The organism is Sneathiella limimaris, from assembly GCF_012932565.1.
Classification (GTDB): Bacteria; Pseudomonadota; Alphaproteobacteria; order Sneathiellales; family Sneathiellaceae; genus Sneathiella; species Sneathiella limimaris.
Genome location: NZ_JABBYJ010000001.1, coordinates 1,194,700 through 1,208,720 on the forward strand (window position 1 = coordinate 1,194,700; position 14,021 = coordinate 1,208,720).

At 51.9% G+C, this 14,021-nt stretch carries 10 protein-coding genes; 7 read left to right on the top strand and 3 right to left on the bottom strand.

Annotated elements, in window-relative coordinates; all coding sequences use genetic code 11:
• Nucleotides 1–31: 31 nt before the first annotated feature.
• The 3 genes from HH301_RS05815 (at nt 32) to HH301_RS05825 (ending at nt 3,926) form a co-directional block, all read left to right on the top strand.
• Nucleotides 32–1,588 carry an adenylate/guanylate cyclase domain-containing protein gene (locus HH301_RS05815; RefSeq protein WP_169567514.1) on the top strand — a complete coding sequence of 519 codons (1,557 nt, stop codon included), beginning with the start codon at nt 32–34 and terminating at the stop codon, nt 1,586–1,588.
• A gap of 298 nt (nt 1,589–1,886) precedes the next feature.
• Entirely contained in the window at nt 1,887–2,327 is a 441-nt protein-coding gene (locus HH301_RS05820) for a universal stress protein (RefSeq protein WP_169567516.1), read from the top strand.
• A 9-nt stretch (nt 2,328–2,336) separates the two neighbouring features.
• A complete protein-coding gene (locus HH301_RS05825; RefSeq protein WP_206378188.1) occupies nt 2,337–3,926 on the top strand; it encodes an alanine/glycine:cation symporter family protein in 1,590 nt (529 codons plus the stop codon).
• Nucleotides 3,927–4,001: 75 nt separating this feature from the next.
• Here HH301_RS05825 and yghU read toward each other — a convergent pair whose 3' ends face one another.
• Entirely contained in the window at nt 4,002–4,880 is an 879-nt protein-coding gene (gene yghU, locus HH301_RS05830) for a glutathione-dependent disulfide-bond oxidoreductase (RefSeq protein WP_169567518.1), read from the bottom strand.
• A gap of 464 nt (nt 4,881–5,344) precedes the next feature.
• On the opposite strand from yghU, the gene HH301_RS05835 reads away from it, so the two are divergent.
• From HH301_RS05835 to HH301_RS05850, 4 genes are all read left to right on the top strand, one after another.
• The gene (locus HH301_RS05835) at nt 5,345–6,955 is read left to right on the top strand and encodes an ABC transporter substrate-binding protein (protein ID WP_169567521.1); all 1,611 of its coding nucleotides are present in this window, start codon (nt 5,345–5,347) and stop codon (nt 6,953–6,955) included.
• A 159-nt stretch (nt 6,956–7,114) separates the two neighbouring features.
• A complete protein-coding gene (locus HH301_RS05840; protein ID WP_169567523.1) occupies nt 7,115–8,071 on the top strand; it encodes an ABC transporter permease in 957 nt (318 codons plus the stop codon).
• Between the two features lie 11 nt (nt 8,072–8,082).
• Complete coding sequence (locus HH301_RS05845) at nt 8,083–9,144, top strand: ABC transporter permease (RefSeq protein ID WP_169567525.1); 1,062 nt, start codon at nt 8,083–8,085, stop codon at nt 9,142–9,144.
• Nucleotides 9,145–9,148: 4 nt separating this feature from the next.
• A complete protein-coding gene (locus HH301_RS05850) occupies nt 9,149–10,810 on the top strand; it encodes an ABC transporter ATP-binding protein (protein WP_169567526.1) in 1,662 nt (553 codons plus the stop codon).
• A gap of 54 nt (nt 10,811–10,864) precedes the next feature.
• On the opposite strand, the gene HH301_RS05855 is transcribed toward HH301_RS05850, so the two are convergent.
• Entirely contained in the window at nt 10,865–12,700 is a 1,836-nt protein-coding gene (locus HH301_RS05855) for a class I SAM-dependent methyltransferase (protein WP_169567528.1), read from the bottom strand.
• A 65-nt stretch (nt 12,701–12,765) separates the two neighbouring features.
• The gene (locus HH301_RS05860) at nt 12,766–13,992 is read right to left on the bottom strand and encodes an MFS transporter (protein WP_169567530.1); all 1,227 of its coding nucleotides are present in this window, start codon (nt 13,990–13,992) and stop codon (nt 12,766–12,768) included.
• Nucleotides 13,993–14,021 lie beyond the last annotated feature (29 nt).

Genomic DNA, 14,021 nt, shown 5'->3' on the forward strand with positions numbered 1-14,021 from the left:
GTTTCCCAGGTTAAGGTAGAGGATAAGCTGAGTGTCGGAGCAACCGAAAGCATCAAATTTTTCTGACACCCTTCAACCCTCCAAATATCTGGCTATCTATTTGCTGGGTTTGGTTCCAATTGATCAGGCGTTTATTCTGATTTACGCCATTTTGTCTGGAAACTGGTCGGGCGCACTGTCTTCAATCCTCAGAAGTCTCGTGATTTTTGGTCCGGCGCTCGTGCTGTTGGCCTACTGGTTGTCGAAAGATCTTCGGCGGCTGGAGCGGTCGGAGCCACTGTCCGACCAGAAAAATGTGGGTGGTGTGTTCCATGCCCTGCACATCCGAATTACCTTCTGGGTATTTGTACTGACTTTTGCCTACCAGCTTATCAATATCTCTCGTGGTGAGTATCTGATCAGTGAAACCGAGTGGATTGGGGTCACCGATGGCCAATTGATTACAGCCGCTCTCTGGTTTTCCCTAATTTATGCCTGTCAGTTTTGCGTCTACGCGTATTTCATTACGGTCGAGGCAAGCATGTACGGGCGGGGCTGGTTAGCGCGAAACGCCAGTCTTCCTGTTACCATGTCTCCAGTTTACCAATCCTTGCTTGCCAGACTGCTGATCGGGACCCTGGCGATCGTGCTCTTGCCCGCAATCCTGATCGTTTCGGACCTATACTTTTTTGAAGACGTTCGGGCATTGCAGGGGCTTGATCTTCGCTCAGCTGTGGTTCTGGATATCAGCTCAACGATTATTGCCTCTTTCTTTTGTATCTATTTCATCTGTCGATCCCTGACCGAACCTCTTAGAAACCTGAAAGACGTGGTGGAGGAAGTCCAGGACGATAATCTGGAGGCCAAGGCCATTCCGCTAACAGATGACGAACTTGGAATTCTGTCAGGCCAGGTCAATACCATGATTGCCCAGATCCGGGATCGGAACTTCATCCGCCAGACCTTTGGTCGGTATGTTCCGGAAAAGGTGGCGGAGCTGATCCTGGAAAACCGGGATCGGTTCACGCCCCAGGTTCGAACTGCGACTTTGATGTTTATCGATATCGAGGGCTTCACCAGCCTGTGTGAGAGTTACGAGCCAAAAACGGTCGCCCAGATCCTCAATGTTTACTTCGGGGAGGTGGTCAAGATCGTTGCGCGCAATGATGGGGTGGTCAATCATTTCGAAGGGGACGCTATGCTGGTCACCTTCAATGTTCCAGTGGTTGATGCGGATCATGCTGCAAAAGCAGTTCGGACGGCTGTTGAGATCCAGATGCTCTTGCAGAATTTTGTGTTTCCCCATGGTGAGCGATTGTCCTGTCGCATCGGAATTAACACAGGTGAAGTAATCGCAGGTGTTGTGGGGCCGCCGGAGCGGGCCATTTATACTGTTTACGGGGATGCTGTGAACATTGCGTCACGGCTAGAGAAAATGAATAAGGATTTTGACAGTCGGATCCTGCTTACCGAAGCGACGGAGGCTCTATTGCCCGGTACGGAACGCGCCGGTTTCAATTTGCTTTCCAAAGGCCCTCAAGTTGTGCGGGGGAAGATGGACTCTGTGGTGGTTTTTGAAGTCACCCCCACAGATTTCTCCTTATCTTAGTTTCGCTTTAAAATAGTATTATAATATCCACTTCCAGGGATTCTAAATTCTTATTACTTCTGCGCTCAATTTCTGATTTTATTCAAATAAAACAATCTTTAAACCATAATGAAAAATTGGAACTTATTTTCAATTCAAAATATTCATTAATTTCATCATCTTAATTGTATAGATTTCCGCAAGTTGTCGTGTTACGGTTTTGTGATGGCTGTGGGATGATCTTATTTTTTTAGTCCGGTTTAGTATCGTTTTAGTTGGTCTTTTACAGCCTTTAAGCGAAAAAAACAGGGACAGGGATATGAGTCAAACAACATTTGTCGTAGGGATTGATGGCTCCCAATCCGGCGAAAAGGCGCTTGCCTTTGCGAAAAGCCGGGCAAAGCTGATCGGGGATGGGAAAATCCTGATTTGCTACGTCATCGAATGGTCACCCTTTTCATTTCAGACAGCTGAGGAAAATGAACAACGTCATAAGCGCCGCGAAGAGGAAATCGCGCTCGCCAAAGAACGTGTTCTGGATCCGGCCGTAAAGGCTGCGGCTGCAGAAGGGTTCACGGTTGAAGGTATTGTTCGCCACGGAGATGTTGCGGAACTCCTGGATCAAATCGCGGTACAGAACAAAGCTGAGCAAATTGTCGTTGGCCGTGTTGGGGCCCGGGGTTTGAAAGAGCGTTTATTTGGTGGGGTGAGTGGACGGCTTGTTGCCACTGCATCTGTGCCGGTTACGATCATTCCATAAGGGGGCAACATGACTTTACAAACTAAAATGCGCGGGGCATTTGCCCTGTTTCTGACTTTGTTGCCAGGACTGGCCTGGGCACAGGAAGAAGCGATGACTTTTGACCAGCAGGTCAATGATATATTTGCAAGTTCTACAGGGTGGTTTGTCAGCCTGATATTTGCGCCTTTGCCAGGGACATCATTTCCCTGGATCGTTTTATGGCTCGTTGTTGCGGCCACAATCTTCACGCTCTATTTCGGTTTTATTCAGTTCAGGGCGTTTGGCCATGCAATATCACTGGTGAAGGGTGATTATTCGGACCCTAATGATGCGGGTGAGGTCAGCCACTTCCAGGCACTGGCAACGGCGTTGTCGGGAACTGTTGGACTTGGAAATATCGCCGGTGTTGCTGTTGCGGTTGGCATTGGCGGACCCGGGGCAACATTCTGGATGATCCTTGCCGGGTTAATGGGCATGGCCTCCAAATTCACTGAATGTACGCTCGGGGTGAAATACCGGAACGAATATGAGGATGGAACCGTTTCTGGTGGCCCCATGTACTACATGACTAAGGGCTTTAAGGAGCGGGGATTGCCGGGCGGCGCGGTGTTGGCTGTGCTGTTCTCTATCTTTACAATTGGCGGCGCGCTTGGTGGCGGTAACATGTTTCAGGCCAACCAGGCCCATGCGCAGCTCGTTGGAATTACAGGAGGTGAGGCTAGTTTCCTCGCTGGAAATGGCTGGTTGACTGGCCTGATCCTTGCGGCCGTTGTCTTCCTTGTGATTGTTGGCGGTATTAAGTCCATCGCGAATGTGACGGAAAAAGTTGTTCCCTTCATGGGGGTTCTTTATGTCGGCGCGGCTTTGATAATCCTGATTGCAAATTATGATTTGATTGGTTGGGCTTTCGGACAGATTTTTGAAGGCGCCTTCACAGGGCTTGGGGTTGCCGGCGGGTTTGTCGGTGCTTTGATCCAAGGGTTCAAGCGTGCCGCGTTCTCCAACGAGGCTGGTGTGGGCTCAGCTGCGATTGCCCATTCTGCGGTTCGAACTAAAGAGCCGATTACCGAAGGTGTTGTCTCTTTGCTGGAGCCTTTCATTGATACGGTCGTGATTTGTACGATGACGGCTCTGGTGATTACAATCTCTGGTGTGTTGGTGACAGATCCTGGTACCGGAATGTATCTTCTGGACGGTGGGTCCATCCAAACGGTTGATGGCTCCTCCGGGGTTCAATTGACCTCTGCAGCTTTTGGGTCCTCAATCAGCTGGTTCCCCTATGTGCTGGCCATTGCTGTTGTCCTCTTTGCTTTTTCAACCATGATCAGCTGGTCCTATTACGGTTTGAAGGCCTGGACATATCTGGTGGGCGAAGGAAAAGCAAAAGAGACTGTTTTCAAGGTTATCTTCTGCATCTTCATTGTGATCGGGGCTGCCGCGCAATTGGGGGCCGTGATCGATTTCTCTGATGCAATGATCTTTGCCATGGCGGTCATTAATATTCTCGCGCTTTACGTCTTGATGCCGATTGTGAAACGCGAAATGACCAGCTATTTCAGCCGGCTAAAATCCAATGAAATTGTCCGATTTAAAGGCGGCGCTTCAGAGAAAACCTGATCTATAGCTGGATTTGGAAATGAAAAAGGCCGCCTTTTAGGGCGGCCTTTTTTAGTTTGATTTTCGAGTACTGGCCTAGTCGCCTGCAGCTTCCAACTTGTCCTGGGTCTTGGTTTCGAAGTCGCTGGCATCATGTCTTTCGCGCAGCTGCTCTTCTTCCGGTCCGGAAACCCGATTGACCATGCGGCCCCGTTGCACCGCTTTGCGCTGGCCAATTTGTTCTGTCCAGCGGTTGACGTTCTTGTATGACGCTGTGTCCAGGAACTCAGCCGCGCCGTAAACTTTGTTTTGCACCAGTGCGCCGTACCACGGCCAGATGGCGATATCTGCAATCGTATACTGATCGCCGCTGATATACTCATTGTTGGCCAGTTGCCGATCCAGCACATCCAGCTGACGCTTTACTTCCATGGCGAAGCGATCAATGGCGTATTTAATCTTGAATGGGGCATAGGCATAGAAGTGACCAAAGCCGCCGCCGAGATAAGGTCCGCTGCCCATCTGCCAGAACAGCCAGGAGAGAGTCTCCGCCCGCTTGGATGGATCTGTTGGCAGGAAGTTACCAAATTTTTCAGCCAGATACATTAGAATGGCGCCAGATTCAAAAACCCGTGTTGGTTTTTCTGTGCTGTAATCCATCAGGGCCGGGATTTTGGAATTGGGATTAACATCCACAAAGCCACTGCCAAATTGATCGCCGTCACCGATGTTGATGAGCCAGGCGTCGTACTCGGCACCTGCGTGACCTGCAGCGAGCAATTCTTCCAGCAGGATCGTAACCTTTACACCATTGGGGGTCGCAAGGGAGTAAAGTTGCAGGGGGTGCTTGCCTTTTGGCAGCTCTTTGTCGTGGGTAGGGCCGGCGATTGGGCGGTTAATGTTGGCGAACTTGCCTCCATTTCCTTGCTCCCAGGTCCAGACTTTAGGAGGGGTATAGGAAGTTTCTTCCGACATAATTGGATCTCCTGGTTTCTTGTCTCTGTTTCTCATTGGATGCGCCCAACAGTGTCTTATTTTGTATAGATCCTGCCTAGATACAACTCACAATTCGCAATTTTATTTCATTCGTCACACTGCAGTGCGCTTTTGACTTCAATTGATTCTCTTCTTGGTTTCGCAATTGAGGCGTCAAATTAAAACATCCTCTAGCTGTCAAATATAGAAATTTATATTCGACCTAATGGTCATGTCTTCAATAGTAAAAACAAATAACCAAATATAATTTCAGTCATAATAAATATTAAAAATACTTTTAATAGTAATTGTATTCTATGAATTAGTATTAATAACTGTACTGAATAAATGAGTTTTAATTAAACCACAAGAAAGTGAAAAAAACAAAGTGGCATGGATTAATCTAACATGTTAAGACTTCATTAAAATTTAGACTGTTTACAGAAAAACAGGGAGAAAATAGTATGGATAAAGAGATGAATTCCGATCTAACAGCGAAGCTTCTCGCTGATGGGCGGAAAGGCCGCATCACGCGTCGTGATTTCATGCAGTATTCTGCTGCGGCTGGTTTGACCATCAGTGCAGCATCAGCGCTTTGGACAAAGGAAGTTCAGGCCGCGACCCCTAAAAAAGGGGGTAATTTCCGTCTGGGGTCCCATGACGGGAATACATCTGACTCGCATGATCCAGGAACCTATCTCAGCTTCTCCATGATTCAGCTGGCTCACACTTACCGCAGCTACCTGACCCTGATCACCTCGGACAATGAATTGGGTCCGGATGTGGCGGAATCCTGGTCAGCAACACCAGATGCGAAAGCCTGGACCTTTAAACTGAACAAAGGGGCTTCTTTCCACAGTGGCAAGCCTTTGACTGCTGACGATGTGATTGCATCCCTGAACCATCATCGGGGTGACAAGTCGACCTCGGCGGCAAAAGCCCTTTTGAAAGACGTGTCTGATATCGTCAAGGACGATGATCATACAGTAACGATCAAGCTGGCAACTGGTAACGCAGACCTGCCTTGGCTGATGACGGACTATCATTTGGCGATGTGTCCGGCGAATTCAGATGGAACAATTGACTGGAAATCCGGTGACGGTTCCGGCCCTTATAAAATTGTCAATCATGAGCCAGGTGTTGGAACCAAACTGGTTCGCCACGACGCTTGGCATCTGGAAGGCGCCTATTTTGATTCCGTTGAACTGGTCGTTCTGAACGATCCAAACGCTCGCCAGACAGCACTGGTCACCGGTGATGTGGATGCGATTACGCAGCTCGACCTGAAGACACTGGCCCTTTTGAAACGGGATCCAAACATTCTTGTTGATAACGTCCCAAGTGGCGCAGCGATTAGCATGCCAATGTTCTGTGACGTGGCGCCATTCAATGACGTGAATGTTCGCCTGGCGATGAAATATGCAATCGACCGGAATGAAATCATTGAGAAAATCGCCTTCGGTACGGCTATTCCGGGTAATGACTACCACGTCTCCCCGAATATGCCTTATTGGGCAGATCTGCCGCAGCGGCCATATGATCCGGAAAAAGCAAAATTCCATTTGAAGAAAGCCGGTCATGACGGCATCAGCGTTAATCTGTCAACGGCGGATAGCGTGTATTCTGGCGCTGTTGATATGTGCGTTCTCTATGCTGAGCAGGCCAAGAAGGCTGGCATCAATATCAACGTGGTGCGTGAACCAAATGATGGTTACTACTCCGATGTTTGGCTGAAGAAGCCATTCTGTATGGTGCAGTGGGGCGCGCGTCCAACACCGGATGTGATGCTGTCTCTGGCCTATAAAGATGATGCAGCCTGGAATGAAAGCCATTGGCAGAACAAGCGGTTCAACGAACTGCTGTTGCTGGCCAAAGCCGAACTGGATCAGGCGAAACGCGCGGAAATGTATCGGGAAATGCAGATTTTGGCTAAGGATGACGGTGGAACCATCATTCCAATGTTCACCAACTTCGTATATGCCCGCCGCAAGAATGTGGCTCATGGCGAGAACTTGTCAGGTGCTTGGCAGGTTGATGGTGCCCGTGGTGCCAGCCGCTGGTGGTTTAGCTCATAATTTATGATGCAAGCGGGACTGATCAGTCTTCTCCTCTTCGGGGGAGGGGATATGGTCAGTCCCGTTTTTTTTAGTTCAGTTGAAATGTATGGATGTCTGCAACCTTGGCATCACTGCGGGATCTGATAGGACCCGGTTCGGGTATGGGGAGATAAACCTATGAAAGACATAGGTCTTATTGTTTTAAAAAGATTGGGCATGGGGCTTTTGACCCTGTTTATTGTCTCAATCATTATTTTTGGGGCTGTTGAATTGTTGCCTGGGGATATCGCGGAAGCGGTTCTTGGGATGGGGGCGACGGAAGAAACCGTTGCGGCAATGCGGGCCAATCTGGGATTGGATCAACCGGCGCCGCTGCGATATTTGCAATGGCTGGGCGGTGCGGTGACAGGGGACTTCGGTGTTTCCCTGGTGAACCAGGAGCCGGTTGCTGCTGCAATCGGGCCGCGCTTTTATAACACCCTGTTCCTGGCATTATATGCGGCTGTGATCGCTGTTCCTGTTGCGATCTTTTTGGGTGTTCTGGTGGCTTTGTTCCGCAACTCAATTTTTGATCGGGTTGCGAACGTCTTGACGCTGACCTCAATCTCCTCACCAGAATTTTTCTTAGGCTACATTCTGATCCTCTATCTGGCTGTGAAAACCGGCTACTTTCCGGCGATCGCCAAGATCAGCCCGGATATGAGCTTCACGGATCAGCTGTATCGAACCTTCCTGCCCGCGCTGACTATGGTGCTGGTGGTGGTTGCCCATATGATGCGGATGACGCGGGCAGCGATTATCAATCTGCTCGCCTCTCCTTATATTGAGATGGCGCGATTGAAAGGGGTTCCGGCCTTTAAGGTTATTACACGGCATGCGCTTCCAAATGCTTGGGCGCCGATCATCAATGTGGTGGCCCTGAACCTGGCTTATCTGATCACCGGTGTTGTGCTGGTCGAAGTGGTGTTCGTTTATCCGGGTATTGGCCAGCTTCTGGTGGATAGCGTGACCAAACGGGATTTCCCTGTTGTTCAGGCTTGCTGTCTGATCTTCGCGGCGACCTTTATCCTGCTCAATCTGGCAGCGGATATCGGCGCGATCCTGACCAACCCGCGCTTGCGGCATCCGAAATAAGGGGGCTCGATATGAACTATTTTGTCATTGGCTATTACGCCCTTCTCATCGGGTTTTCCTGTCTTGCGGCTTACTACAGTCGTCGGCAGGCATTTCTGCTGCTTTTCTCGCTGACACTGGCCTCCTTCATTATGGGGATCATTGGCGGGGAATCTGCTCTTTGGACCGTTACAGTTTGTGCCGGCGCTATTGCGCTTGCCGCTGGAACCTCTTATGCGTTTCGCGAATTTTTGGTCATTCTTCTCCCGCGGGAGGGGGCAAAGATCATGCGAACGGCGCCGCTCACGGCAAGTTTCGGCCTGTTTGTTATCGGCACCTATGCCATCGCCGGAATTTTCGCGCCAATCATCGCCCCTTATGGCGAGGCAGAAGTTCTCGGCTCTGCCTTCGCACCGCCAGATGAAAACCTGTTGCTGGGCGGGGATCAGCTCGGCCGCGACGTCTTCAGCCGTTTGGTTTATGGTGCGCGGAACACAGTTGGTCTTGCGCTGATTGCAACCTCGCTTGCGTTCCTGATGGGCGCTGTTGCAGGCCTGATTGCGGCGACTAAAGGCGGCTGGATTGATCAGATCATGGGTCGGGTCGTGGATGTGATCATGTCCATTCCATCCCTGATTTTCTCGCTTCTGTTGCTGAGTATCTTTGGCACCAATTTGGTGACCCTGGTGATCGTTATTGCGGTCATCTATTCACCAAGGGTGTATCGTCTGACGCGAGCTGTCGCCGGGAATATTGTGGTTATGGATTATATTGAGGCGGCCCGTCTTCGCGGTGAAGGCCTCTGGTATTTGATCCGAAAAGAAATCCTGCCCAACTCGGCAGCTCCGCTTGTTGCCGAATTCGGTTTGGAATTCTGCTTCGTATTCCTCTTGATCGCGGGTCTGTCCTTCTTGGGCCTCGGTATTCAGCCGCCAACTGCGGACTGGGGTGCCATGGTTCGGGAAAATGCAACCCTGATCTCGTTCGGGGACATCACACCGCTCATCCCAGCTGCAGCAATTGCCTTGCTGACGGTCGCCGTCAACTTTGTTGTCGACTGGATGCTGCACCGTTCCTCTGGCTTGAAGGATTAATCACATGTCTGGAAAACCGAATAAAAAAGAAGTGCTTCTGGAGATCAAGGACCTGCGGATCGAAGGCTACTCCGATGAAAAGTGGGTGGAGATCGTGCATGGTATCAACATGACCCTGCACCGCGGGGAAGTGATTGGCTTGATCGGGGAATCCGGTGCCGGTAAGTCGACAGTGGGTTTGGCCTCCATGGGCTTCACCCGCGATGGCTGCCGTATCTCTGGCGGGTCCGTTGAATTTGACGGGATGGAACTGACAACTAGCTCCAAGTCGGATCTGCTGGCTCTTAGGGGGTCACGCATTGCCTATGTGGCGCAGTCCGCGGCGGCATCCTTTAACCCGGCTCACAAGCTGATTGATCAGTACACGGAATCGCCGACCCATTATCGCATCCAGAAACGGATCGAAAGTCAGGAAGACGCGATGGAGCTGTATGCCCGCCTCCGGCTTCCAAATCCGCGGGAAATTGGGTTTCGTTATCCCCATCAGGTCTCTGGTGGACAGTTGCAGCGGGCGATGACCGCTATGGCCATGGCATGTCGCCCTGATCTGATCATTTTTGATGAGCCGACAACCGCGCTGGATGTGACCACACAGATTGAGGTGCTTGCCGCGATCCGAGACATTGTTGATCAGTTCAACACTGCTGCTATCTATATCACCCATGATCTGGCGGTTGTTGCCCAGATGGCCGATGTGATCAAGGTACTCCTCAAAGGTGATGAGGTTGAAGAGGCTGATACCGAAACCATGCTGAAATCTCCAGAAGAGGATTACACCAAGTCCCTCTGGGCGGTTCGAAGCTACAAGCGGGAACAGAAGCCGCCGCCGGCGCCGGATGAAACACCAGTTGTTTCTGTGCAGAATGTCTCCGCATCTTATGGCGATACGCCTGTTTTGCATAATGTCTCGTTTGATATTTATGCGGGGCGCACAGTTGCGGTGGTTGGCGAGTCTGGTTCAGGCAAGTCCACCACAGCGCGCTGTATTACCGGTCTGCTTCCACCGACAGAGGGAAAGATCCTTTTTAACGGTGAAGAGCTGCCCGCCAAATATACGGACCGGTCAAAAGACCAGTTGCGTCAGGCCCAGATGATTTATCAGATGGCCGACACGGCCTTGAACCCGAAATTGAAAATCAGTGAACTGATCGGCCGTCCGGCCCAGTTCTATAAGGGTCTTCGGGGCGGCAAGTTGAAAAGCCGGGTGGACGAATTGCTTGATCTGATCGAGCTTGAACCCTCCAAGTTCTATAACCGCTATCCTTCAGAGCTTTCCGGGGGTCAGAAACAGCGGATTGGTATTGCCCGTGCCTTGGCGGCGGAACCTGCCTTCATCATCTGTGATGAGGTGACAAGTGCACTTGACCAGCTGGTGGCCGAGGGTATTCTCCGTCTGCTCGATCGGCTGCAGAAGGAATTGAACCTTGCCTATATGTTCATTACCCATGATCTGGCGACGGTCCGCTCCATCGCGGATGAAGTTGTGGTGATGAAGGAAGGCCGGGTTGTGGAACAGGGACCCAAAGATGAGATGTTCACCCCGCCTCATCATCCCTATACGGATCTGTTGCTCTCTTCAGTTCCGGAAATGGATCCCAACTGGCTCACCACTTTGCTTGAAGAACGCGGCGTTGATAATATTGGGGAGGCTGCCCGCGATAAATAAGCGGGTAGTGAAAGAGAAGGCCGGGGTTTTCCCCGGCCTTTTTTTATGGATCCATCAAAGAGGGCTGCACCAAAATTGATACATGCCGCGAAACAGGCTGGGGTTCATCTCTTCCACCTTTTCCCAGTTTTCCAACCGGCGCCCAAAGGGGTCGCTTGGAAAGGCCAGCTGGTAGGTTTCCATTAGTCCCGGATCAACAAACTCAAAGCCCAGGAACTCGAGCTTCAAATCCTCAAGCGCCTTGGCAATTCGCCCAATAGTGAAGCGCTGTTCCTGCCGGTGAAAAAGGAAATCCCGACAACCGCTTAAAGAGTAAAAATCCAGCTCCTTCGTGACGGGTTTGGCCGGATGGTCATTTGGCAGATCAAGGAGTTTCTCTCTCGCCTCCCGGATCTCATCGAGGGTCGCGTTTTTGGGGTCCAGTTGCAATGTCTCTCGCGCCGCGACCACATCCTGTCGGGCGGCTTCTGAATAAAGCGCAACCTTCATGACCCCATCCGGTTTCAGATGTGTCAAAAGGGCGCTCCAGCCGCCTTCAGGATCGGCCATGTGATGCAACACCCCGCAGCATTCAATCAGGTCAAATTTTCCAAGATCCTCTGGCAGGCGGGTAATGTCAGCCCGTTGGAAATGTATGTTTTGAAGGTCCAGAATTTCCCGTTTCATTTCCGCATAAGCGAGCGATGCGGCGCTGAGATCAAGGGCAGTCACTTCTGCGTTTTCAAGCCGCAAGGCCGTTCGAAGGGCATGCCGACCGGTTCCGGAGCCTGCGACCAGAACCTTCGGCTCCTCCGCCAAACGCTTGACGGTAACCCTTGGAAACAGGGATTGCACAAGTGCGGGCAGGCTTTTCCGGTCCCCATGTCGAACCCCTTGCCAGCGGGGATAGGGGCTTTCTTCATATTGATCCTGAACGGCTTTGGAAACCGTATCCTGGGCCGCATCTCCTGCACTGAAGCGGGCTTTTAAGGTTGCAATCTTTTGCCGGGCGGGTCCGAGCCGGGTCAGTAACAGGCGGGTAAAAGGCAACGCCTCCAGCCGCTCAGCTTCAGCTTCCAGCAGATCTTCATAAAGGGCGGGAGCGTCCATTTCAATCAAGGCTGATCGAACCGCATCCTCCAGAGGATCCGCCCTGAATTCAGCGATACTTTCTGGTCGTGGCAGGCAATACTCCCGAAGTTCCAACTGCAGGGCGACGACCGCCATTGCCTCCAGCTGATTGGCTTGATTGGGAGCTGTTTCTGCCGCCAGCAACAGATCGCGCAATGTCCGGATCAGGCTCTCGCCCTCAGCTGTTGGCAGGATCAGGTTGGCGATAATCGCGGCGTTAATCGGGGCCGTGATGGCCTCAATGAGTTTCGGGGGGGACGGGGATTGAGACGGGGTCTGATCCGCCCAGAAGACTTTTAACACCGGGTCGGTTCGGAGGATCTGAAGCGCGGCGCGAATGGTAATGTCGCCGTCTACATCGCTCCGCCCCAGCGTCAGGAGCAAGGCTTCCTCTCCGATTTTGCCAAGCGGGGCCTCACCTGCTGTTTGCAGCATGTCAGCGACCAACTGGCTGGCTTCGGCTGACCCGTCCAGGAGTTTTGCCGCCTGCAATGCGGAGCGAACCGCATCCCGATGACGCTCCCGATCGCTAAGGAACCGGGCATAGCCCTGCCAGGCGAGCGTGTAGGCTGGGTTGGTTTTTACGGCCAGCTTGAAGGATTTATCCGCTGCCGCTGTCTTGCCCACATTTTTCAGGATCAGTGCCAGATTATAATGGGCCGTTGATAGCTTGGGGTTGGATTTCAGGATTTTCCGGTAAAGGCTCTCCGCTGCGGGCAGGTTTCCATCCCGCTGCAGCCGGGCTGCCAGCCCCATTTCCTGTTCCAGTGATAAATTCATATGTCCCCCAAAATCTCTCGGGGCAGTTTTATCGCGAAATGATCAAATTGCAAAGCCACTTGGCTTCAAGCTGTTGCCGGTCGGGTGGGAGGTCGTATCAGTGCGAAAATGATTTGCACAAATCCGGCTGTCAGGCCCATGGAAATGCCGATTACCAATGCCACATCGTAAGAGCCAAATTTATCAAACAGCCAGCCACCGCCAAACGCGCCCAAGAAGCTGCCAAACTGATGGTTAAAGAAGGCAAATCCCTGGATCATGGCCTGCCACCTGAGGCCAAACATCTCAATGACCGATCCCGCCACCAATGGGGAGACACCTAACCAGAGGAAGCCCATCACAGCGGCAAAGACAATTGTACTTGTCGCCGATGGCGGGGTGATGAAATAGACCGCCAGCACGAGGGAGCGCGAACAGTAAATGAGCCCCAGGAGTGCCTGCTTGTTCCAGCGTTGCCCCGCCCAGCCGAAAAAGAGGCTTCCCAGAATGTTGAACCCACCGATGATGCCAATGGCGCTTGCCCCCAGCATGGGATCCATTCCGCAGATCTGCAGGTAGGAGGGAAGGTGCGTTGTCAGGAACACAAGCTGCATGCCGCAGACCAGATAGGCCATGGCCATAACCACAAAGCTTGGGTTCTTGAATGCCATTTGCATGGCCCCGGTGGCCGATAGCCGATCCGCATTATCTGCGGAAAGCTCAAGCGGTGCTTCCTTATCGACGCGCCCTGCAATCCAGGCGGCAGGGATGATCAAAAGTGCCAGCACTGCAAATCCAAGGGCAGCAATTCGCCAGTCAAAACCGTTCAGTAGAAACTGCCCATATGGGGCGGTGACCATCGCGCCGATGGAGCCGGCAGCAGAGACGATCCCAAGAGCGGTACTTCGAACAGACACGGGAACCAGCCTAGATGTCACGGCCAGGGTCATGGCGAAGGACGCGCAGGCCATGCCAATACCCACACAAATCCCGGCGCCGAACAGGATCATCCACGCCCCGTTTGCCGAGGCCATGGTCAGCATCCCGACCAGGTAGGAGATGGCACCGACCAGCATCACGGGGCGGAACCCCCACTTGTCGGCGGCAATCCCGGCGATGGGCTGACAGAAACCCCAAACCAGATTCTGGATCGCAATGGCCGCTGTGAACTGGGTAATCGTAACGGCGATATCACTTGTGATTTGCGGCAGGAAAAGGCCAAGGCTTTGCCGAATGCCAAAGGCAATCGTTAGCATGAAGGAGGCCGCAATCAGGATGGGCAGAACAGGGCGAATTGCCTCGCGGGTGGTCATTCAGGTGATCCTATTATTATTTTTTTGCA